The sequence below is a fragment of the Pseudovibrio sp. Ad13 genome, from assembly GCF_001623225.1.
In the GTDB taxonomy this organism is placed as follows: Bacteria; Pseudomonadota; Alphaproteobacteria; order Rhizobiales; family Stappiaceae; genus Pseudovibrio.
Genome location: NZ_LMCC01000017.1, coordinates 119688 through 143230 on the forward strand (window position 1 = coordinate 119688; position 23543 = coordinate 143230).

The 23543-nt window shown below is 50.6% G+C and carries 19 protein-coding genes and 3 tRNA genes; 1 reads left to right on the forward strand and 21 read right to left on the reverse strand.

From position 1 onward, the window contains the following. Positions 1-11: 11 nt before the first annotated feature. The 19 genes from rpsJ to PsAD13_RS20335 all read right to left on the reverse strand — a co-directional run bounded on the left by rpsJ (position 12) and on the right by PsAD13_RS20335 (position 20357). Positions 12-320 (reverse strand): 30S ribosomal protein S10, encoded by a 309-nt coding sequence (gene rpsJ, locus PsAD13_RS20245; RefSeq protein ID WP_008547405.1) that lies wholly within the window; start codon positions 318-320, stop codon positions 12-14. A gap of 69 nt (positions 321-389) precedes the next feature. Further along, on the reverse strand, positions 390-1565 hold the full coding sequence (gene tuf, locus PsAD13_RS20250; RefSeq protein ID WP_063289481.1) for an elongation factor Tu: 1176 nt from the start codon (positions 1563-1565) through the stop codon (positions 390-392). A gap of 48 nt (positions 1566-1613) precedes the next feature. Continuing rightward, positions 1614-3689, reverse strand: a complete 2076-nt coding sequence (fusA, locus tag PsAD13_RS20255) for an elongation factor G (RefSeq protein WP_063300622.1) — start codon at positions 3687-3689, stop codon at positions 1614-1616. A 24-nt stretch (positions 3690-3713) separates the two neighbouring features. Beyond that, on the reverse strand, positions 3714-4184 hold the full coding sequence (gene rpsG, locus PsAD13_RS20260) for a 30S ribosomal protein S7 (RefSeq protein ID WP_057464825.1): 471 nt from the start codon (positions 4182-4184) through the stop codon (positions 3714-3716). Positions 4185-4200: 16 nt separating this feature from the next. Then, positions 4201-4572, reverse strand: coding sequence for a 30S ribosomal protein S12 (gene rpsL / locus PsAD13_RS20265; RefSeq protein WP_057464826.1), 372 nt, complete (start codon positions 4570-4572; stop codon positions 4201-4203). A 580-nt stretch (positions 4573-5152) separates the two neighbouring features. After that, positions 5153-5917 carry an SDR family oxidoreductase gene (locus PsAD13_RS20270; protein ID WP_206599782.1) on the reverse strand — a complete coding sequence of 255 codons (765 nt, stop codon included), beginning with the start codon at positions 5915-5917 and terminating at the stop codon, positions 5153-5155. Between the two features lie 194 nt (positions 5918-6111). Next, positions 6112-6414, reverse strand: a complete 303-nt coding sequence (locus PsAD13_RS20275; protein ID WP_057464828.1) for a hypothetical protein — start codon at positions 6412-6414, stop codon at positions 6112-6114. A gap of 222 nt (positions 6415-6636) precedes the next feature. Continuing rightward, positions 6637-10839: a DNA-directed RNA polymerase subunit beta' gene (rpoC, locus tag PsAD13_RS20280; protein WP_063289483.1), complete on the reverse strand. Its 4203-nt coding sequence runs from the start codon at positions 10837-10839 to the stop codon at positions 6637-6639. Between the two features lie 101 nt (positions 10840-10940). Next, a complete protein-coding gene (gene rpoB, locus PsAD13_RS20285; RefSeq protein ID WP_057464830.1) occupies positions 10941-15083 on the reverse strand; it encodes a DNA-directed RNA polymerase subunit beta in 4143 nt (1380 codons plus the stop codon). A 202-nt stretch (positions 15084-15285) separates the two neighbouring features. Beyond that, positions 15286-15654, reverse strand: coding sequence for a 50S ribosomal protein L7/L12 (gene rplL, locus PsAD13_RS20290; protein ID WP_063319293.1), 369 nt, complete (start codon positions 15652-15654; stop codon positions 15286-15288). A gap of 60 nt (positions 15655-15714) precedes the next feature. Next, positions 15715-16233: a 50S ribosomal protein L10 gene (rplJ, locus tag PsAD13_RS20295; RefSeq protein ID WP_063289485.1), complete on the reverse strand. Its 519-nt coding sequence runs from the start codon at positions 16231-16233 to the stop codon at positions 15715-15717. 341 nt (positions 16234-16574) lie between these two features. Further along, entirely contained in the window at positions 16575-17270 is a 696-nt protein-coding gene (rplA, locus tag PsAD13_RS20300; protein WP_057464833.1) for a 50S ribosomal protein L1, read from the reverse strand. 6 nt (positions 17271-17276) lie between these two features. Continuing rightward, a complete protein-coding gene (rplK, locus tag PsAD13_RS20305; RefSeq protein ID WP_057464834.1) occupies positions 17277-17705 on the reverse strand; it encodes a 50S ribosomal protein L11 in 429 nt (142 codons plus the stop codon). 121 nt (positions 17706-17826) lie between these two features. Beyond that, a complete protein-coding gene (gene nusG, locus PsAD13_RS20310; protein ID WP_057464835.1) occupies positions 17827-18360 on the reverse strand; it encodes a transcription termination/antitermination protein NusG in 534 nt (177 codons plus the stop codon). A 39-nt stretch (positions 18361-18399) separates the two neighbouring features. Continuing rightward, positions 18400-18591 (reverse strand): preprotein translocase subunit SecE, encoded by a 192-nt coding sequence (secE, locus tag PsAD13_RS20315; protein ID WP_057464836.1) that lies wholly within the window; start codon positions 18589-18591, stop codon positions 18400-18402. A 119-nt stretch (positions 18592-18710) separates the two neighbouring features. After that, positions 18711-18786, reverse strand: a tRNA-Trp gene (locus tag PsAD13_RS20320). A 111-nt stretch (positions 18787-18897) separates the two neighbouring features. Further along, positions 18898-20073 (reverse strand): elongation factor Tu, encoded by a 1176-nt coding sequence (tuf, locus tag PsAD13_RS20325; RefSeq protein WP_063289481.1) that lies wholly within the window; start codon positions 20071-20073, stop codon positions 18898-18900. A gap of 106 nt (positions 20074-20179) precedes the next feature. Further along, a tRNA-Gly gene (locus PsAD13_RS20330) sits at positions 20180-20253 on the reverse strand. Between the two features lie 19 nt (positions 20254-20272). Next, a tRNA-Tyr gene (locus PsAD13_RS20335) sits at positions 20273-20357 on the reverse strand. Positions 20358-20779: 422 nt separating this feature from the next. Here PsAD13_RS20335 and PsAD13_RS20340 point away from each other — a divergent pair. After that, on the forward strand, positions 20780-21658 hold the full coding sequence (locus PsAD13_RS20340; RefSeq protein ID WP_063319294.1) for an RNA methyltransferase: 879 nt from the start codon (positions 20780-20782) through the stop codon (positions 21656-21658). A 220-nt stretch (positions 21659-21878) separates the two neighbouring features. Here PsAD13_RS20340 and PsAD13_RS20345 read toward each other — a convergent pair whose 3' ends face one another. Together PsAD13_RS20345 and PsAD13_RS20350 are read right to left on the reverse strand one after the other, a co-directional pair. Beyond that, positions 21879-22460 (reverse strand): hypothetical protein, encoded by a 582-nt coding sequence (locus PsAD13_RS20345; protein ID WP_153040944.1) that lies wholly within the window; start codon positions 22458-22460, stop codon positions 21879-21881. Positions 22461-22581: 121 nt separating this feature from the next. Continuing rightward, positions 22582-23193: a response regulator transcription factor gene (locus tag PsAD13_RS20350; RefSeq protein WP_063319296.1), complete on the reverse strand. Its 612-nt coding sequence runs from the start codon at positions 23191-23193 to the stop codon at positions 22582-22584. Positions 23194-23543 lie beyond the last annotated feature (350 nt).

Below are 23543 nucleotides of genomic sequence, written 5' to 3' on the forward strand. Positions count from 1 at the left end.
CCTTGCCGCACTTAGAGCTTGATCTCGACATCAACGCCAGCAGCCAGGTCGAGCTTCATCAAAGCATCTACTGTCTGTGGTGTTGGGTCGACGATGTCCAAAAGACGCTTATGAGTGCGCATTTCGAACTGATCACGGCTCTTTTTATCAACATGCGGTCCGCGAAGTACTGTGTACTTCTCAATCCGCGTCGGCAACGGAACTGGTCCACGCACTTGTGCGCCGGTCCGTTTCGCCGTGTTCACGATTTCCTTAGTGGAAGCGTCAAGAACACGGTGATCAAACGCCTTCAGGCGGATCCGTATATTCTGACCGTTCATGACTAATCCTTAACTGAGCAAGGCAACTGCGGTTTAACACAAGATCAAACCGCAGTTCGAACTCAATTCTTATTCGATGATTTCAGCTACAACACCAGCGCCGACGGTACGACCGCCTTCACGGATAGCGAAGCGCAGACCATCTTCCATAGCGATTGGTACGATAAGTTCAACTGAAACAGCAACGTTATCACCAGGCATCACCATTTCTGTGCCTTCTGGCAGAGAAACAACACCAGTCACGTCAGTCGTACGGAAGTAAAACTGTGGACGGTAGTTGGTGAAGAATGGAGTATGACGTCCACCCTCTTCCTTGGTGAGGATGTATGCCTCAGCCTTAAACTTAGTGTGAGGAGTAACGGAACCTGGTTTACAAAGAACCTGGCCACGCTCAACATCTTCACGACCAACACCACGGATCAATGCACCGATGTTGTCGCCAGCTTCGCCCTGATCGAGCAGCTTGCGGAACATTTCAACACCAGTAACAGTGGTCTTAGATGTGTCTTTAACGCCAACGATCTCAACTTCGTCACCAACGTGAACGATGCCACGCTCTACACGACCGGTTACAACAGTACCACGGCCAGAGATAGAGAACACGTCTTCGATCGGCATCAGGAATGGCAGATCGCGTGGACGGTCAGGAGTTGGGATATAGTCGTCAACTGCAGCCATCAGCTCTACAATTTTGTCTTTGCCGATCGCGTCATCGCGGTCTTCAAGAGCAGCAAGTGCAGAACCAGCAATGATTGGAATATCATCGCCTGGGAATTCGTAGGAAGAAAGAAGTTCACGAACTTCCATTTCTACGAGTTCAAGCAGTTCTTCGTCGTCAACCTGGTCAACTTTGTTCATGAAGACAACCAGAGCAGGCACACCAACCTGACGAGCGAGCAGGATGTGCTCACGCGTCTGAGGCATTGGGCCGTCTGCAGCGTTAACAACGAGGATCGCGCCGTCCATCTGTGCAGCACCAGTGATCATGTTTTTCACATAATCAGCGTGGCCTGGGCAGTCAACGTGTGCGTAGTGACGAGCTTCGGTTTCATATTCAACGTGTGCTGTTGAAATGGTGATACCGCGAGCACGCTCTTCAGGAGCGCCATCGATTTCGTCGTATGCTTTAAAATCACCGAAGGATTTAGTAATCGCTGCGGTCAGTGTAGTTTTACCGTGGTCAACGTGGCCAATTGTGCCGATGTTGACGTGCGGCTTATTACGTTCAAATTTTTCTTTAGCCATCGGATCTCTCCGTTCTCTCTTGAATCCCTTTGACTGGTCTAATGAGGTTTAGGCGTATTTCGCCATAACCTCGTCAGCAACAGCCTGCGGGACTTGGTCGTAATGATCGAACACCATGGAATACTGCGCACGTCCTTGGGACATGGAACGCAAGTTGTTCACGTAACCAAACATGTTGGCCAGCGGAACCATAGCAGTGATAACGGTCACGACACCGCGGTTTTCGGTACCGGCGATTTGTCCACGACGGGAATTCAAATCACCAATCACGTCACCCATATAGTCTTCTGGAGTGACAACCTCAACCTTCATGATAGGTTCCAGAAGCTTTGGACCTGCTTTAGCCACAGCTTCGCGGAAACCAGCACGACCTGCGATCTCAAATGCGAGCACAGACGAGTCAACATCATGGTAAGCACCGTCAGTGAGGGTAGCTTTAATGTCGACCATCGGGAAGCCAGCAAGTGGACCAGAGGACATGACGGATTCGATACCTTTAGATACACCAGGGATGTATTCCTTAGGAACGTTACCGCCAACAATCGTGTTAGCAAACTCAAAACCTTCACCAACAACATTTGGCTCGATAGAGAGTTTGATGCGAGCAAACTGGCCAGTACCACCGGACTGCTTCTTGTGGGTATAATCCACATCAGCAGACTTGGTAATGGTTTCACGGTAAGCAACCTGAGGTGCACCGATGTTTGCTTCAACCTTGAATTCACGCTTCATGCGATCAACAAGGATGTCCAGGTGAAGTTCGCCCATACCAGCAATGATTGTCTGGCCGGACTCTTCATCTGTCTTCACGCGGAAGGACGGATCCTCAGCAGCCAGGCGGTTCAGGGCAAGGCCCATCTTTTCCTGGTCACCTTTGGTTTTAGGCTCAACAGCGATCTCGATAACCGGATCCGGGAACTCCATGCGCTCCAGAATAACAGGCTTCAGAGGATCACAAAGCGTATCACCAGTGGTCGTGTCCTTCAGGCCTGCGATAGCCACAATGTCGCCTGCATAGGCTACATCAATGTCATCGCGGGAATTTGAGTGCATCTGCATCATACGACCAACGCGTTCGCGCTTGCCCTTAACAGTATTTAGCACGGATGAACCTTTAGACAGCACACCAGAGTAAATACGTGCGAAGGTCAAAGAACCAACGAACGGATCGTTCATAATTTTAAATGCGAGCATACCAAGCGGCTCTTCATCAGAAGATTCGCGAGTGGTTTCTTCTTCAGTCTTGGCGTCGATACCTTTAATCGCCGGCACTTCAACCGGGTTAGGAAGGTAATCTACAACAGCGTCAAGAAGAGGCTGAACGCCTTTGTTCTTGAATGCTGTACCGCACAATACTGGAACGAAGTTGCCAGCAATGGTACCCTTACGAATAAGCTCTTGAAGCTTTTCGTTGGATGGCATTTCGCCTTCCAAGTATGCTTCAGTAGCTTCTTCTTCTACTTCTACAGCGATCTCGATCAGTTTTTCGCGGTATTCAGCAGCTTGGTCAGCGAGATCTTCTGGGATATCCAGCTCATCCCAGCTTGCTCCAAGAGCCTCACCATTCCAAACCAATGCTTTCATCTTCAGCAGATCGATAACACCAGCAAATTCGCTTTCAGCACCGATCGGCAGCTGAACACAAGCTGGGGTTGCGCCAAGACGTTTCTCGATCATTTCTACACAGCGGAAGAAATCAGCACCGAGTTTGTCCATCTTGTTGACGAAGATCATGCGTGGAACGTTGTACTTATCAGCCTGACGCCATACGGTCTCAGTCTGAGGTTCAACACCAGCATTCGCATCGAGAAGTGCAACTGCACCATCAAGAACACGCAGGGAACGTTCAACTTCAATCGTGAAGTCAACGTGACCTGGAGTGTCAATGATGTTCAGACGCTTACCGTTCCAGTGGGCAGTCGTAGCAGCTGAAGTAATGGTAATACCACGCTCCTGCTCCTGCTCCATCCAGTCCATGGTAGCTGCACCATCATGAACTTCACCGATTTTATGGGACTTACCAGTGTAATACAGAATACGTTCTGTAGTGGTCGTCTTACCAGCATCGATGTGAGCCATGATACCGAAGTTACGGTAGTCCTCGATTTTGTGCGTACGTGACATAGCGTCAGCCTCTATCCAGGGTGATTACCAACGGTAGTGCGAGAATGCACGGTTAGCTTCAGCCATCCGGTGAGTATCTTCGCGCTTCTTAACGGAGTTACCACGGCCATTCGCAGCATCCAGCAGTTCACCGGACAGACGACCAACCATTGTGGTTTCGTTACGACCGCGAGCTGCAGAAATCAGCCAGCGGATAGCAAGTGCCTGACGACGCTCTGTACGAACTTCGACTGGAACCTGATAAGTTGCACCACCAACACGACGGGAGCGAACTTCAACCTGTGGCATAACGTTTTCGAGCGCCTGATGGAACATCTCGAGTGGGCTAGCCTTAGCCTTAGATTCGATCGCATCGAATGCACCGTATACGATGCGTTCTGCGGTGGATTTTTTACCATCGAGCATTACTGCGTTCATGAACTTAGTAACGACGATATCTCCGAACTTTGGATCCGGAATAACTTGACGCTTTTCAGCGGCGTGACGGCGGGACATATCGGTCTATATCCTATTATTTCGGACGCTTAGCGCCATACTTGGAACGACGCTGTTTACGATCTTTAACACCCTGGGTGTCAAGAACGCCACGGATGATGTGGTAACGAACACCAGGCAAATCCTTTACACGACCACCACGGATCATGACAACGGAGTGCTCTTGGAGGTTATGACCTTCACCCGGGATATAACCAATAACTTCGAAGCCATTGGTCAAACGGATTTTTGCCACTTTACGAAGCGCTGAGTTAGGCTTCTTAGGAGTGGTTGTATATACGCGAGTACACACGCCGCGCTTCTGCGGGCACGCTTCCATCGCTGGAACTTTGTTCCGCTTCGCCGGCACTGTACGCGGCTTACGGATCAACTGGTTGATCGTTGGCATAATTTGCCCTTTAACTACTTTTGCTCTTCGACCGGACGCAGTTTCTGGTAGACATACGCATGCGCACCAAATCCACGAACGATTATTCGTGAAGGGCACCGCGAAACCAGAGGACCACGGACGGATCCGCGGTCTTGCATTCGACTTGTATTCGCCTTTGAACCCGACAACGTTTAAGCTTCAGTACTCCGAGGCGAGGCGCCTCAGGAGAAGGACATTGCTTACTGCTTGCCATAAGGTTGCCGGAACCTACTCATCAGGACACTGTTCGTCAAGTCCCTTCCAAGAGATTCTTGGCCCCAGCCTCTCAGATTCATACGGTGTATCCCAAGATTCGCGTAGATTCAGCAATTTCCTCTCAGAAGACGTCAAAATTTGGAGGCGCTTAAGTGTTCATTGCAGTTTGACTCTGAAGATTAAAAGGAAGTTAAGCACATCCCTACTCTGACTCATCGTCATTTCCGCAGGTCATTTGATTCTTACAGCTTTAACTCAAATTCAATTACGCCCCTTAAGTGCAAATACTGCCACAGGGCGAAGAGAGCTGGCGCCTCAAGTCTCAAGCATCGAACACACCCAGTTAGGGAGCAAGTCCGCCGGCAACCGTCAGAGTAGTCCCACTCACGAATCCTGCCCCGGATGATCCAAGCCAGACAGCAGCCTCTGCAATATCTGAAGGCTCGGCTATACGACCAAGAGGCGTTGCAGCAGCAACAAGGGCCGGACGATCAGGGTTCCCCTCCCGCTGGTGCATGTCGGTCGCGGTTGTTCCCACACGGATCGCATTCACCCGAATACCGAGGGGCCCAAATTCTTTACCCGCACCAACCGTCAATGTTTCCACTGCACCTTTTGAAGCGGCGTAGTGAACATACTCCCCTGGGCTCCCCATCACGGCAGCAATCGAAGACATATTTACAATCGCACCACCAGAACCACCTTGGTCAGTCCTCATGCGTTTAGCTGCTTCTTGCATGCAATAGATCATGCCGAACACATTGGTCTGAAAAGTCGAAACCAACGCCGAGCTATCCAAGTCCACTAAGGAGGACGATCCCCCTATGATGCCAGCATTATTGACAAGGCAAGTAATCGGCCCAAGTCTCTCGTCACAAATGACAAACATCTGACGCACGGCTTCAAGATCAGCCACATCCGCACCAACAGCAATCGCGCGAACGCCAACCTCCTTGCATCGCCGGACAGTCTCTTCCGCTCCGGCCTGATCACAATGATAGTTCACACAGACATCATAACCAGCTTCGGCAAAAGCAACCGCGGTGGCTTGACCAATGCCCTTGCTGGCACCCGTTACCAATACAGTCTTCGAAGTAGCATTCCCCAAGAACGTTCGCTCCATTTAACTCTGGCTTCAACTGCAAAGCCAAATGATCACTGTATTCACAAGTCAGGCAAGATCACTACATTTTTGAAGCCACTCAGCAGAGAGGCATTTACACCTCCCCTCTCCCTAAACGCAAAAAAGGAGAGGTCACCCTCTCCTTTCCAAAATCCGAAATCGGATCACCAATTCAGCTTTTAGAACGTGATCACTGAAACATTGCCTGCCAGTGCATCTTTATAAGGCTGAACGAAGAACTCTTCCTCCGGTGTTTCCGTGATGTATCCCAGCTGATCAAGAGCTGCATCCACGAAACCCTGTTCACCCAACGCTTCAACGGCACGGCGAACTGCACCATCGTCATCAGGCGCGGTCACCATCACATGGAACGGAAGACCATCTTCTTCTTCACCGTCTTCCTCTTTCCAGGCACGGCCCATAATCAGGTAGACAACTGGAGGGGTGTCATCACCATTTTCTTCTTCAATCTGATCAGACATTTTATTTCCTTCATCACGCACCCACTCAGTCCAGCCCGACCGAAAGGATGCGTTTCAATTCAAAACACCAGACGTATCTGCCAAGGAGCCTCAGCTTCCAAAATCAGACACGCGTCTTTCTTGTTAGTGGCAGGTCAGCAGGTCGCCACAAGCAACCATCCGCCATAAACGGAAAAGCCGCCCCGAAGGGCGGCTTGACCTCAATTTAGATTTTGCAGCTCACTAGAACTGACCGTCACGGCTGAAGTCTTCAAGCATGGAGTCCGCAGTTCCAGCAGTAGAAGCTGAACGGCGAGCGTCCTGGATGAGATCATCACGCAGTGTCGCAATCTTACGAGTGCGGTTCATTGCCCCGCCTGTACCCGCTGGGATCAGACGACCAACAATCACGTTCTCTTTCAGACCGTCCAGTGGATCGATCTTGCCGAAGACAGCTGCTTCAGTCAGAACACGCGTTGTTTCCTGGAACGATGCAGCAGAGAAGAACGAACGAGTCTGCAAGCTTGCCTTCGTGATACCCAGAAGAACTGGAACACCTTTGGCAGGATCACGTGCATTATCAATCGCACGCTGGTTAGCTGCATCAAATTCGATCTTATCGACCTGCTCACCAGAGAAGTACTCTGTTTCGCCCGGATCAGTGATCTCAACCTTCTGGAGCATCTGACGAACAATCACTTCGATGTGCTTGTCGTTAATGCCCACGCCCTGCAGACGATAAACTTCCTGGATCTCGTTAACGAGGAAGGCAGCCAGTGCCTCTACGCCCTTAATCGCAAGAATGTCATGCGGTGCCGGGTTACCATCAACAAGGTATTCACCCTTCTCGATAGTGTCCCCTTCCTGCAGGTGGAAGTGCTTGTTCTTCTGGATGAGGTACTCAACAGGCTCCAGGCTCTCATCGGTAGGATCGATGATGATGCGGCGCTTGTTTTTGTAATCTCGGCCAAAGCGGATCGTACCGTCAAGCTCAGCGATAATCGCGTGATCTTTCGGACGACGTGCTTCGAACAGTTCAGCAACACGTGGCAGACCACCGGTGATGTCTTTCGTTTTTGCAGATTCCAGAGGAATACGTGCAAGAACGTCACCAGCAGAAACCATGTCACCTGGCTGCACGGACAGAATAGCGTCAACGGAAAGCAGGGAACGAGCATCGCCACCGCGAGCCAGTTTCTTGATCTTGCCGCTGTCATCCTGAATAACCATCGCAGGCTTCAGATCAGCGCCACGCTGAGAAGAACGCCAATCGATAACAACACGCTTGGTGATACCGGTCGCTTCATCAGCAGTTTCCTGCATGGAAGAACCATCCACCAGATCTTCAAAGCCAACACGACCGGAAAGTTCTGTCAGGATCGGACGAGTGTACGGATCCCATTCAGAAATACGATCACCGCGCTTGATGACGTCACCTTCGTCAACGAAGATTTTACCACCGTAAGTCAGACGATGCGTAGAACGCTCATTACCGTCACTATCTACGATAATGATGGACATGTTACGTGCCATGACAATGTTGTTGCCGTCGGAGTCGCGAACCACATTGCGGTTGCGCATCTTCACGGTGCCTTCAAAGTTGGATTCAATGAAGGAACTATCAACAACCTGTGCCGTACCACCAATGTGGAACGTACGCATGGTCAACTGAGTACCAGGCTCACCAATGGACTGCGCAGCAATAACACCAACAGCCTCACCGATGTTCACCGGAGTACCACGTGCAAGGTCACGGCCATAACAGGTCGCACATACACCAGTCTTGGTTTCACAAGTCAGCACAGAGCGGATCTTGACCATCTGGACCTTGGCAGCTTCAAGAAGCTCCACGTCCTTCTCGTCAATCATACGTCCCTTAGGAACGAGCACTTCGCCAGTCTTGTTGTTGCGGATGTCTTCAGCCGCAGTACGGCCAAGAACACGCATACCAAGGGTCGCGATCACGTTACCAGCATCAACGATTGGCTGAACGGTAATGCCACCGGTGGAACCACAGTCAACTTCAAGAATGATGCTGTCCTGTGCAACGTCCACGAGACGACGTGTCAGGTAACCGGAGTTCGCAGTTTTCAACGCCGTATCGGCAAGACCCTTACGGGCACCGTGGGTGGAGTTGAAGTACTCGAGAACCGACAGACCTTCTTTAAAGTTCGCGATAATCGGGTTTTCGATGATGGAACCATCTGGTTTCGCCATCAGACCGCGCATACCGCCGAGCTGCTTCATCTGCGCTGGAGAACCACGCGCACCGGAGTGAGCCATCATGTAAACAGAGTTCATCTGTTTCTGACGACCTGTGTCCTCTTCGAACTCAGTCGCAGAGATGCGCCCCATCATTTCATCAGCGACTTTGTCAGTACACTTCGCCCACGCGTCAACAACCTTGTTGTACTTCTCGCCCTGAGTGATCAGACCGTCGTTGTACTGCTGTTCGTATTCAGTCACCAAAGTGGTGGTGCTTTCAACGAGTGTCGCCTTGGCATCAGGGATAACCATGTCATCCTTACCGAAGGAGATACCAGCACGACATGCGTTTTTGAAGCCAAGCTGCATAACGCGGTCACAGAAGATAACGGTCTCTTTCTGGCCACAAGCACGATAAACCGTATCGATCATCTTGGAGATGTCTTTTTTGGTCATCAGCTTGTTACAGGCGTCGAACGGTACTTCGAAGTGCTTCGGCAGCAGCTCTGCAATCATCAGACGACCAGGAGTGGTTTCATGGATTTCAGAGGTTGGGTTACCCAGCTCATCAACAGACTTGAAGCGGCCACGGATCTTGGAATGAACAGTGATAACACCGTTTTCCAGCGCGTGATGCAACTCACCCATGTTACCGAAGGCCATGCCTTCACCTGGCTCACCATCTGCCATAATGGACAGGTAGTAGAGGCCAAGAACAATATCCTGGGACGGTACGATGATCGGACCACCGTTCGCCGGGTGCAGAATGTTGTTCGTGGACATCATAAGAGTACGGGCTTCAAGCTGCGCTTCCAGAGAAAGCGGAACGTGAACAGCCATCTGGTCACCATCGAAGTCAGCGTTAAACGCAGAACAAACGAGTGGGTGCAGCTGGATTGCCTTACCTTCAATCAGGGTAGGTTCGAAGGCCTGAATGCCAAGACGGTGAAGCGTAGGCGCACGGTTCAGAAGAACCGGGTGCTCGCGGATCACTTCATCAAGGATATCCCAAACTTCCGGACGCTCTTTTTCAACGAGCTTCTTCGCTTGCTTAACAGTGGAAGAATAACCCTTTGCATCGAGGCGGGAATAGATGAACGGCTTGAACAGCTCAAGCGCCATCTTCTTCGGCAGACCACATTGGTGCAGTTTCAGTTCAGGACCCACAGTAATAACGGAACGACCGGAGTAATCCACGCGCTTACCGAGAAGGTTCTGACGGAAACGACCCTGCTTACCCTTCAGCATATCTGAAAGGGATTTCAGAGGACGCTTGTTAGCACCCTGGATCACACGACCACGACGACCATTATCGAACAGCGCATCTACAGATTCCTGCAGCATACGTTTTTCGTTACGAATAATGATGTCAGGCGCTTTAAGCTCGATCAGACGCTTCAGACGGTTGTTACGGTTGATCACACGACGATAAAGGTCGTTGAGGTCAGACGTCGCAAAACGACCACCATCCAGCGGAACCAGCGGACGCAGATCCGGTGGAATCACAGGAACAACAGTCAGGATCATCCATTCAGGACGGTTTCCGGACTCGATGAACGCTTCAACAACCTTCAGGCGCTTCGCCAGTTTCTTAGGCTTCAGCTCTGTGGTTGCTTCTGCAATTTCCTGACGGATCTTTTCAGATTCACGCTGCAGATCCATGCTGGCAAGGATCTCACGGATCGCTTCAGCACCAATCATAGCAGTGAAGCTGTCTTCACCGTATTCGTCCTGAGCGGCAACAAACTCTTCTTCAGAAAGCAGCTGACGCAGCTTCATAGGAGTAAGGCCCGGCTCAATAACAACGTAGTTCTCAAAGTACAGGATGCGCTCAAGATCCTTAAGCGTCATATCCAACAGCATGCCGATACGGGATGGCAGCGACTTCAGGAACCAGATATGCGCAACAGGAGCTGCAAGCTCAATGTGGCCCATACGTTCACGGCGTACACGGGACAAGGTGACTTCAACGCCACACTTCTCACAGATAACGCCTTTATATTTCATGCGCTTATACTTACCGCACAAGCACTCGTAGTCCTTGATAGGACCGAAAATCCGAGCACAGAACAGCCCGTCGCGCTCTGGCTTGAAAGTTCTGTAGTTGATCGTCTCCGGCTTTTTAATCTCACCGAACGACCAGGACAGAATTTTCTCCGGGCTGGCGATCGAGATGCGGATATGATCGAAGGTCTGTGCGGGAGCCTGTTGATTGAACAGGTTCATGACCTCTTGCGACATCAGCTCTCTCCTAAAATGCGCAGGTCGGGGAGCGTGCTAATAAGCAGGCTCCCCTCTTCCGGCATGAATACATGACTTACAGCGAAATACCTTGAAAGGTCTTATTCCGCGGCATCGATTGCTTCAGCGTCATCATTGGCTTTCTGACGCGGTTCCTTATCCTGCAACTCGACATTGAGGCCCAGGGAACGCATTTCCTTGACGAGAACGTTAAAGCTCTCAGGAATACCCGCCTCAAATGTGTCGTCACCCCGGACGATAGCTTCATAAACCTTGGTACGACCTGCCACGTCATCAGACTTAACAGTGAGCATTTCCTGCAAGGTGTACGCTGCGCCATAAGCTTCAAGCGCCCACACTTCCATCTCACCGAAGCGCTGACCACCGAACTGCGCCTTACCACCCAGCGGCTGCTGAGTAACAAGAGAGTAAGGTCCGATAGAACGCGCGTGGATCTTATCGTCAACCAAGTGGTGAAGCTTGAGCATGTAGATGTAACCCACAGTGACCTGACGGTCGAACTGTTCACCGGTACGTCCGTCATACAATGTAGACTGACCGGATGGTTTCATCTCAGCAATGTTCAGCATGTCAACAACGTCAGGTTCACGTGCACCATCAAAGACCGGAGTCGCGATGGAAACGCCATGACGCAGCTGCTCACCAAGTTTAGCAATGCCTTCGTCGTCGTATTCCTGAACCGGCTCACCCTTGATGTTGTCGCCGTAGATCTCAACGACCTTGCCACGAAGCTGTTCGATCTCGCCAGACTTACGATATTCGTCGTAAAGCTCGCCGATCTTCTGCCCCATGCCGGCACAAGCCCAGCCAAGGTGTGTTTCAAGAATCTGACCAACGTTCATACGGGATGGAACGCCGAGTGGGTTCAGAACGATATCAACGTGTTGACCGTCATCTAGGAATGGCATGTCTTCACATGGGTTGATCTTGGAAACCACACCCTTGTTACCGTGACGACCAGCCATCTTATCACCAGGCTGAATCTTACGCTTAACCGCAACGAAGACTTTAACCATCTTCATAACGCCAGGTGGCAATTCATCACCACGCTGCAGCTTCTCAACCTTGTCGATGAAGCGCTGCTCAAGACGCTTACGGCTCTCATCATAAGAACCACGAAGCGCTTCCAGCTCGCTCATCAGCTGCTCGTCTTCGACAGCAAACTGCCACCACTGAGAACGTGGGAATTCGTTCAGAACGTTTCCGTCGATCTCAACACCCTTGCGGAAGTTCTTCGGACCACCAACAGTCACATGACCCATGATCATCTCAGCCAGACGGCCATAGACGTTACGGTCAAGAATTGCCTGTTCGTCGTCGCGGTCTTTCGCAAGACGTTCAATCTCTTCGCGCTCGATAGCCATCGCGCGTTCATCTTTTTCAACGCCGTGGCGGTTGAATACACGAACTTCAACAACAGTACCGGATACACCTGGAGACAGACGCATGGATGTGTCGCGAACGTCAGAAGCTTTCTCGCCGAAGATCGCACGCAGAAGTTTTTCTTCTGGTGTCATCGGGCTTTCGCCCTTTGGAGTGATCTTACCAACAAGAATGTCGCCTGGTTTCACCTCAGCACCAACATAAACAATGCCGGCTTCATCAAGGTTCTTCAGCGCTTCTTCAGAAACGTTAGGAATATCGCGAGTGATTTCCTCAGGGCCAAGCTTCGTATCACGCGCCATCACTTCGAATTCTTCGAGGTGGATGGAGGTGAACACGTCATCGCGAACGATGCGCTCGGAAAGTAGGATGGAATCCTCGAAGTTGTAGCCGTTCCAAGGCATGAACGCGACCATAACGTTACGGCCAAGCGCCAGATCACCCAGATCAGTCGAAGGACCGTCTGCAATGATATCGCCCTTACGAACCCGGTCACCTACGTTCACCAGCGGACGCTGGTTGATACAGGTATCCTGGTTGGAACGCTGGAACTTCATCAGGCGGTAGATATCTACGCCGGACTTGGAAGGATCCAGATCTTCAGTCGCACGAATAACGATACGTGTTGCGTCAACCTGGTCAACCACACCGCCGCGACGTGCGCCAATAGCAGCGCCAGAGTCACGAGCAACGATTGGTTCCATACCGGTGCCAACAAATGGAGCCTGTGCACGAACGAGCGGCACAGCCTGACGCATCATGTTTGAACCCATCAGTGCGCGGTTCGCATCATCGTTCTCGAGGAACGGAATGAGCGACGCAGCAACGGAAACCAGCTGTTTAGGAGACACATCCATCAGATCAACGCGATCAGAGGTGACCAAGATGTTTTCACCTGCATGACGACACTGAACCAGGTCGTTCACGAAGCTACCATCTTCGTTCATCTCAGCGTTCGCCTGAGAAACGTAGTACTTGCTCTCTTCCATAGCGGAGAGATAGACAACGTCTTTCGTCACAAGACCATCAATAACACGGCGGTATGGGCTTTCAATAAAGCCATACTTGTTCACACGTGCAAAGGTTGCCAGTGAGTTGATCAGACCAATGTTCGGACCTTCCGGTGTTTCAATCGGGCAGATACGACCATAGTGTGTTGGGTGAACGTCACGAACCTCAAAGCCTGCGCGCTCACGGGTCAAACCACCAGGCCCAAGCGCTGAAAGACGACGCTTATGCGTCACTTCAGACAATGGGTTGGTCTGATCCATAAACTGAGACAGCTGGGAAGAACCGAAGAACTCACGTACAGCTGCTGCAGCAGGTTTTGCGTTGATCAGATCCTGAGGCATCACAGTGTCGATCTCAACAGAGCTCATACGCTCCTTGATCGCACGTTCCATGCGCAGCAGGCCAACACGGTACTGGTTTTCCATCAATTCGCCAACGGAGCGAACACGACGGTTACCAAGGTTATCGATGTCATCGATTTCGCCGCGGCCATCACGAAGATTAAGCAGCAGGCTGATCACTGACAGGATATCGTCTTTACGCAGAACACGAACAGTATCTTCACACTCAAGGTCAAGACGCATGTTCATCTTCACGCGGCCAACCGCGGAAAGGTCGTAGCGCTCAGCATCGAAGAACAGAGACTGGAACATAGCCTCTGCAGTCTCAATGGTTGGCGGCTCACCAGGACGCATAACGCGGTAGATGTCAAACAGAGCACCTTCGCGGCCGTCATTCTTGTCAGCAGCCAGCGTGTTGCGGATGAAAGGACCAACGTTAACGTAGTCGATATCCAGAACAGGCAGATCGTGGTAGCCACGCTCGATCAACTCATGAAGAAGCTTTTCAGTCAGCTCTTCACCAGCTTCAGCATATATCTCACCAGTACGCGTATCAACAATGTCTTCGGCAAGGTACTGGCCAAACAGATCATCATCAGTACCCTTAAGAGATTTAACACCCTTTTCGGTCAACTGACGGATTGTACGAGCGGTAATTTTCTTACCAGCTTCAACAACCACTTCACCGCTGGCAGCATCAACCATATCGGCAGTTGCTTTAGTACCCTTAAGACGAGCACCATCGAACGGTACGGACCAGCTGTTTTCGCCGTTACGTACGTAGTCGATACGGTTATAGAAGGTATTGAGAATCTCTTCGCTATCAAGACCAAGCGCCATCAACAAAGATGTCACAGGGATCTTACGACGGCGGTCGATACGTGCGTGGACAATGTCCTTAGCATCGAATTCGATATCGAGCCATGAACCACGGTAAGGGATCACACGTGCAGCAAACAGAAGTTTACCGGAAGAGTGGGTCTTACCTTTGTCATGGTCAAAGAATACACCCGGGGAACGGTGCATCTGAGACACGATAACGCGTTCTGTACCATTGATCACAAAGGTACCGTTATCGGTCATGAACGGAATATCGCCCATGTAGACATCTTGTTCTTTGATGTCTTTAACCGATTTTGCGCCAGTATCTTCATCCACATCAAACACGATGAGGCGAAGCGTAAGCTTCAGTGGCGCAGCGTAAGTCATATCACGCTGGCGGCACTCTTCCACATCATACTTTGGTGCTTCAAATTCGTAATCTACGAATTCAAGAAGGGAATTGCCTGCAAAATCCGAAATGGGGAATACGGACTTAAATACGGCCTCTAGGCCTTCGTCAACGCGGTTATCTTCAACCTTATCAACTTGCAAGAATTGGTCATAAGACGCCTTCTGCACTTCGATAAGGTTTGGCATAGCCGCTACATCGCGGATGGATCCGAAGTATTTACGGACCCGCTTGCGACCGTTGAACGTCTGCGTCATTGTCGCTCCTCGTATCACTCAAGGTGACGGTTCAGAAAAACGACGCCCTGCATGGCAGAAAACGTAGCTTCTCAGAACCGTCCACAATAGGGCGCTGTTCAGGCACCCTCCCCCGTTGGGACGTTTACCCCGGCCGGGAAACCCGCCAGGGTACGGAAAAGGTCCCGGATTACTCCGGGACCAATATCTGAAGAACTCAGGATTACTTGAGTTCTACTTTTGCACCAGCTTCTTCGAGCTTCTTTTTCAGCTCAGCAGCTTCGTCTTTAGAAACTGCTTCTTTAACAGCTTTTGGAGCGCCTTCTACGAGCTCTTTAGCTTCTTTCAGGCCAAGACCCGTGATCGCACGCACTTCTTTGATCACGTTGATTTTCTTCGCGCCAGCATCAACCAGGATCACGTCGAATTCAGTCTGTTCTTCAGCAGCTTCAGCAGCTGGACCAGCAGCAGCAACAGCTACAGGAGCAGCAGCGGAAACGCCCCACTCTTCTTCGAGCAGCTTGGAAAGCTCAGCAGCTTCCATAACGGTCAGTGCGGAGAGTTCTTCTACGATCTTTGAGAGATCAGCCATTTTTCAGTACCTTGTTGTTCGAACCGTTTTCGGTTTTGACAAAAATTATGTGGTTCCGCCTTACGCGGCTTGGTCCTTCTCGGCGTACGCATTGAAGACGCGAGCAAGTTGCCCGGCCGGTGCGCTCGTAACCATGGCCATACGGGTCGCTGGGGTCTGAAGCATACCCACCAGCTTGCCACGAAGCTCGTCCAGAGACGGCATCGCTGCCAGTGCTTTAACACCAGCAGTATCCAGGTTAGTTGAACCAAGAGCACCACCAAGGATTACGAAATTTTCGTTAGCCTTAGCGAAGTTAGCAGCAGCCTTAGGCGCAGCAACTGGATCGTCAGAGTAGACGATGACAGTTGGGCCTGTGAACAGGTCGCTGATATGCTCTAGTTCAGTGCCTTGAAGGGCAAGCTTGACAAGGCGGTTTTTAGCAACCTTTACGGTACCACCAGCTTCACGAGCATCAGCACGCAGCTGAGTCATCTGAGAAACTGAAAGGCCCGCATAGTGCGCAACAACTGCAACGCCAGTGTTCGACAACACTTCGTTGAAATCGCTGACGAACTTTTGCTTATCCGCTCTTTCCACTTGCCTTCTCCAGTTGGCAGCAATTCTCATTGCCGCCGGTTTGCCTTTGCCGCATCAAAGTTGGGCTAACCCAACCTCGACAACGACGATTAGGGTCCTGTCCCCTTACGCGCCGGAGAGACGCAGCAAGGCAATTTGGTTCGAACCGCAAGGTTGAATTGCATTTTGCATATCAACCAAATCAGTTCTTCTCCATCTATGCAGGCCTTTCTTATCAAAAACTTAAACCAACAAACGTTGGCACCTGCAGTCTCGGACAGGGATGCCGAAGGACCATAACAGTCTTTCAGCGGTAAAACCTCCCACATGAAAGCGGGAGGTAACTCTTATAGGCGAGGTGTTTACTCGGTAATAGAACCAAGATCAACCTTCACGCCAGGTCCCATCGTGGATGAAAGGGCTACGCGCTTAACGTACGTACCTTTTGCACCTGATGGCTTAGCTTTGATCACTGCATCAACGAACGCTTTCACGTTCTCTTCCAGCTTGGAAGCTTCAAAAGAAGCTTTGCCAACGCCAGCGTGGATGATACCAGCTTTTTCAACGCGGAACTGTACAGAACCACCTTTGGCGTCTGTAACAGCCTTGGTCACATCAGGGGTCACAGTGCCAACCTTAGGGTTAGGCATCATGCCGCGAGGACCGAGAACTTTACCAAGACGACCAACGAGTGGCATCATGTCAGGAGTTGCGATGACGGTATCGAAGTTGATGGTACCGCCCTGAACTTCTTTAACCAGCTCTTCAGCACCAACAATGTCTGCGCCAGCAGCTTTTGCTTCATCAGCTTTCGCATCACGAGCAAATACAGCAACGCGTACAGTTTTACCGGTACCGTTTGGAAGAACACATGCACCACGAACCATCTGGTCTGCGTGACGTGGGTCAACACCAAGGTTGATTGCAACTTCGATGGTTTCGTCAAACTTGGCAGTGGAGCCAGACTTAACAACACCAAGAGCTTCGCTTACTGCGTACTCTTTGTTACGATCAATACCTTCGCGAGCAGCTTTAATGCGCTTACCTACTTTAGCCATGATACTTTACTCCGTAACTTCCAGACCCATGGAACGGGCGGAGCCTTCGATCATCAGCATTGCTGCTTCGATGTCGTTAGCGTTGAGATCTTTCATCTTAGCTTCTGCGATTTCACGAACCTGAGCTTTAGTCACGGACGCGATGGTACCGCGACCAGCAGTTGCTGAGCCAGATTTGACTTTCGCAGCTTTCTTAAGGAAGAAAGAAGCCGGAGCTGTCTTAACTTCAAAAGTGAAAGACTTATCGGAGTAATAAGTAATGATGGTTGGGCAAGGAGCACCTTTCTCAACATCCTGGGTCTTAGCGTTAAACGCCTTACAGAATTCCATGATGTTCAGACCGCGCTGACCCAGCGCAGGACCAATTGGTGGGGATGGTGTAGCAGAACCTGCTGGCACCTGAAGCTTTAAGTAGCCGTCAATCTTTTTCGCCATAATTCTCTCCAGAATGGATCTGTGAAATCACGCCAAGCGCATTTCACTGGATAAGAGAGCGGGCGGTCTGGCTTCCAGCACACCGACGAAAGTGCGCTTCACCTGCCGCCCCATCCCGGACTTAACCGACTTTGTCGACCTGTCCGTATTCAAGTTCAACCGGGGTAGCCCGGCCGAAGATGGACACTGTCACTTTCAGACGTGCCCGTTCCTCATCGACTTCCTCGACGAGACCAGAGAAGGAAGCAAACGGGCCATCGCTGACGCGAACCTGTTCACCAACTTCAAAGCTGACAGAAGGTTTCGGAGCTTCGACACCTTCCTGAACCTGATTAAGAATACGCTGCGCTTCAGCCTCAGAGATCGGCATCGGCTTCTTGTCGTTACCGAGGAAGCCAGAAACTTTCGGCGTATCGTTGATCAGGTGATAAGCATCGTCGCTCATCTCCATCTTCACCAGAACGTATCCTGGAAAGAACTTACGCTCAGCATCAACTTTGCGACCGCGACGTACCTCTACGAATTTCTCGGTCGGAACCAGAACTTCGTCAAATGAATCTTCAAGACCCTGCTGCTGAGCTCTTTCTTTAATCGCTTCAGCAACTTTACGCTCGAAGTTCGAATAAGCGTGCACAATATACCAGCGCTTAGCCATCTTAAATCCTGTTCCTACTAGAAATGCCTGTAAGGCTATTTAGAAGCCAAGCAGTAAACTGATACCCCAGCTCATCAGCTGGTCAGCAGCAAGAAAGAACATCGCCGCCAGGAAAACCATCACGAAGACCATTAACGTGGTCACGCCAGTTTCCTTACGCGTCGGCCAAGTTACCTTCGCAGTTTCAGAACGAACTTGCTGGATAAATGTAAAAGGATTGGTTTTTGCCATCCGGTCCCGGCCCATTACACGACAGGTGGGCGCGTAGATTCTTCCACGCGCCCTATCCCTGAAAAACTCTTCATATGCCACCAACTTCGATTAATCAAGATTTTTCTCAACCAAAGAGATGGCAGGGGCAGCAGGGCTCGAACCCGCGACCTACGGTTTTGGAGACCGTCGCTCTACCAACTGAGCTATACCCCTACAAAGTCCCAAGCATGGGACAAAACTTTTTTCCGACCAATAATCAACTTACTGGAAGGAACCGTACCGCAATAACCACCGCGGTACGATATGTAAAGACTTTAAAAGTCTTTATTCGATGATTTCTGCTACCACACCAGCGCCGACGGTACGACCGCCTTCACGGATAGCGAAGCGCAGACCATCTTCCATAGCGATCGGAACGATAAGTTCAACTGAAACAGCAACGTTATCACCAGGCATCACCATTTCTGTGCCTTCTGGCAGAGAAACAACACCAGTCACGTCAGTCGTACGGAAGTAGAACTGTGGACGGTAGTTGGTGAAGAATGGAGTGTGACGTCCACCCTCTTCCTTGGTGAGGATGTATGCCTCAGCTTTGAACTTGGTGTGAGGAGTAACGGAACCTGGCTTACAAAGAACCTGGCCACGCTCAACATCTTCACGACCAACACCACGGATCAATGCACCGATGTTGTCGCCAGCTTCGCCCTGATCGAGCAGCTTGCGGAACATTTCAACACCAGTAACAGTGGTCTTAGATGTGTCCTTAACGCCAACGATCTCAACTTCGTCACCAACGTGAACGATGCCACGCTCTACACGACCGGTTACAACAGTACCACGGCCAGAGATAGAGAACACGTCTTCGATCGGCATCAGGAATGGCAGATCGCGTGGACGGTCAGGAGTTGGGATATAGTCGTCAACTGCAGCCATCAGCTCTACAATTTTGTCTTTGCCGATCGCGTCATCGCGGTCTTCAAGAGCAGCAAGTGCAGAACCAGCAATGATTGGAATATCATCGCCTGGGAATTCGTAGGAAGAAAGAAGTTCACGAACTTCCATTTCCACGAGTTCAAGCAGTTCTTCGTCGTCAACCTGGTCAACTTTGTTCATGAAGACAACCAGAGCAGGCACACCAACCTGACGAGCGAGCAGGATGTGCTCACGTGTCTGAGGCATCGGGCCGTCTGCAGCGTTAACAACGAGGATCGCGCCGTCCATCTGTGCAGCACCAGTAATCATGTTTTTCACATAATCGGCGTGGCCTGGGCAGTCAACGTGTGCGTAGTGACGAGCTTCGGTCTCATACTCAACGTGCGCAGTGGAGATAGTGATACCACGTGCGCGCTCTTCAGGAGCACCGTCAATTTCGTCGTATGCTTTAAAATCACCAAAAGATTTAGTAATCGCAGCAGTCAGCGTAGTTTTGCCGTGATCAACGTGGCCGATTGTGCCGATGTTGACGTGCGGCTTATTACGTTCAAATTTTTCCTTCGCCATGGGCGTAGCTCTCTATTTAATCGTAGTTCCGTCGATCAAGGCTTGAAGCCAATAAAAGACCCCAAGGATTCTGTTAGGATACCTTCAGCAAAGAGCGAGAAGAGATTGGAGCGGGTGAAGGGAATCGAACCCTCGTATTCAGCTTGGAAGGCTGCTGCTCTACCATTGAGCTACACCCGCATTACCAATTTCAAGTCGATGGTGGAGGAGGTTGGATTCGAACCAACGTAGGCATAGCCAGCGGATTTACAGTCCGCCCCCTTTAGCCACTCGGGCACTCCTCCGAGATCGACCAAAATTCTCTAAAAGAGAACTTTTTGAAACTCGTTTTGCCGAACACGCCGCTTAACCGCTAAGCAGTTGCGCCGCGTCCTGTGGCGCGGTTTATGCCGCTGAGAACGCCATCTGTCAACGCCTCTTTTGCATGTGCCTGTGCAAAATCAACAAGGCAGTTAGTTTTCCCCCTTTTTTGTCGGAGAACTAACCGACGGAATCTACGTATGACCTTGCTAAATCACAGCTCTTCACACCAAACCCGGCAATTTTGGTGCAAATTCTTTTTTTGGCAAAGTGAAAAGATTCCACACATGAACACCCTCTCAAATTCACTAGACCTGCTCTTTTTATATAAGCAGCAAAAAAGGAATGTTTAGTCTCCCCTCTTTATTCCCTTGAAGCGAAAACATCACCGGAGTATCGAGAGGCTATGAGCAACTTTAAAAAACAAAAGAGCGCAGGCGGCAACCGCTGGAGCCCTGAGCAAAGCCCAGAGCGAAGCAATGATCGCCCCCATAAGAAAAGCCGGCCCGATGGAAAACCGTCTGGTGGATTTTCAAAGGGCAAGCCCTGGCTGAAGAAATCAGCTGCTGAAGACGGCCCTTTCTATATATATGGACTTCACACCATTGAAGCCGCCTTTAGAAATCCAGAACGCACTCGCCACAAGCTCCTCATAACGCAAAACGCATTACGGCGGCTGGAAGAGCGCAATCTGAAGATTGACGTCCCGGTTGAAGAAGCCAGCCCCCGCGACATCGACAAGCTGGTTGGCAAAGATGCCGTCCATCAGGGCGCTGCACTGCTGGTGGATGCCCTTCCTGAATATGGACCGGAAGAACTCCAGGACGGTCAGCTCGTTCTGGCACTCGATCAGGTCACCGATCCGCACAATGTCGGCGCCATCCTCCGCTCCGCTGTCGCTTTGAGTGCTGACGCGGTTGTCACCACCCGCCGCCACGCACCTGAAGAAGGTCCGGTCCTTGCCAAAACAGCAAGTGGCGCACTGGATATGATCAAACACGTCCGCGTCCCGAACATGTCTCGTTTTGTCGATGAAATGAGAGATAAAGGCTATCAGGCAATCGCACTGGACAGCGAAGGCCCGAACTCCGTCGAAAATACAACATTCACGGATAAGACCCTGCTGGTCCTCGGCTCAGAAGGAAAAGGTGTACGTGAAGGCGTCCGCAAAAACTGCGACGCCCTCGCCCGCCTCGACATGCCAGGCGAGATCAAATCCCTAAACGTCTCCAACGCCGCGATCCTGTCCCTCTACGTCGCTCGCATGAAAATGGGGCTGTCCTAACCGACAGCCTCCGGGTCTGCACCTATAGCGTATCCCGAAAAGTAGAAACCGGTTTTCAGATAGAGGCACGCAAAAACAAAGATTAAAGCAGTTCATGCGTTTCAGCTAAAAGCGAACAGCTTTAAACTCAAACAAGGGTCGCGCCTCAAGTAGCAACCACAAACCGCATGAAGCAAAAATTCTATAGCGGGTTATGTACCCATCTTTGTTGGGACCCACCTTATATAGACAGCTTGGACGCAGGCGTAAATTTGAAGCTGTAGCCCCCATCCAGCCAGCGTTGAAGACGATTCTGAGTATAGTGATCACTCACTTCGTAATGCGTAACGCAGCCAACCTTAGGAATGTCTGGGGCATCACCAAGCAAAGCCATATCTAGTGTCATGCAATTAGCATGGTAGATATGAACACTGCCGCCATCCTCTTTTTGCAGATAGGCAGTGTGTACAACCGCACCGACCTGATCATCGATGAAGTTGATGATGCCTGACCCGGTTATCTTTGTATGGTCGAAATACTTCTGCGTGTTTGAAGCAGTGATGCCCATTTTATCAGAGAAGCCAAGCGGGTAACCACCTACTTTTGCTCCGCTCATAAGTTCCTGCTTCAAATGGTTTGGGATTTTCCCTTCAAGCACGCCCACTTTCAGAGCAAAATTATAGCAAACCTGAGGATGCCAGCCTTCTGGCTTCTTAGCGAAGTCAGAAGCAATCTTTTTTTGAAGCTGCGCACTTGTGACAGGATTACTTACTCCCTGGTGAGCTTCGTGCGGTTTGAACAACCTACCAAAACTAATACGCATATTTCACTAACCTTATAAACAAAGCCTATGGCACCAAGCCGATGCAGAGATAGCTTTCCAATACGCTACTGTTCTCGCATCGGGCTGACCATGAAGCTGAAACTTTGCCAGTTAGTTGAGTTTAGCTGAGTAGCACCACCTCCATGATGCGCAGTGTGATAGTCAGATCTTTAAGCATGCGCCTTACACAAATAAGCCCACCACCAGCGACATTATCGTCTTTGGTCACAACGTGCCCACGGCTGCTGATCAAGCTCTCAAGAACCAGCAGTTCATGCCTTAGCAAGGGCAAGGCCACCGCGTTGACCGTGGTTGTTCGAGATTTAAAGTTATAGGAAAGACTGCCGACAGTTTCAGTTTTACCAAACACGGAGCCTGACCGGCGCAACAAAGCCCGCATTCTTGCGACAAGCTCAGACATCGCAAACGGCTTGATCAGATAATCATCCGCTCCAGCCTCCAACCCATCAATACGATCTTCAATTGTATCACGGGCTGTTAGCATAAGAATTGGCAGATCACTGCCTGCCTCCCAAAGGGATGAGACAATTTCAATCGTATCTCCATCCGGCAACATTCGATCAGCAATTAACGCATCAAACATCTCAGAGTTCATGAGCATTTGCGCATCTTCAACACATCCACGCTGATCTACTGAAAACGCAGCAGCCACTAAGTCCTTTTCAATTTGCTGAGCGATACCTCTTTCATCTTCCAGCACCAAAATCCGCATTCAACTCTCTTGTTGAACAAGAACCCTACAAACATATGTGCACAGCTCATCTCAAGCTGAAGCCAAAATTGAGTCTCAAATCCTTGCGTCCTGCGCAAAGCCTTGCTCCCCCCTCAAAAAATAGCCAACCTAGTATTCTCAATCCGCAGATAGGAGTTGTAATGCGTAGTTAAGCCCCATTGCTCCCCTTTCATGCTGCAGGCACAGCTCACTTGACCTGCAAGACCAGCAGCAACCGGATCAGCTCACAAAAAACAGTATTTTACATTGCGGATGTTTCCTGTTGGCCCGGTTCAACATAGGACAGGATCCACTCAGAGGGCATCACTGATCGTTCTCATCACGACACT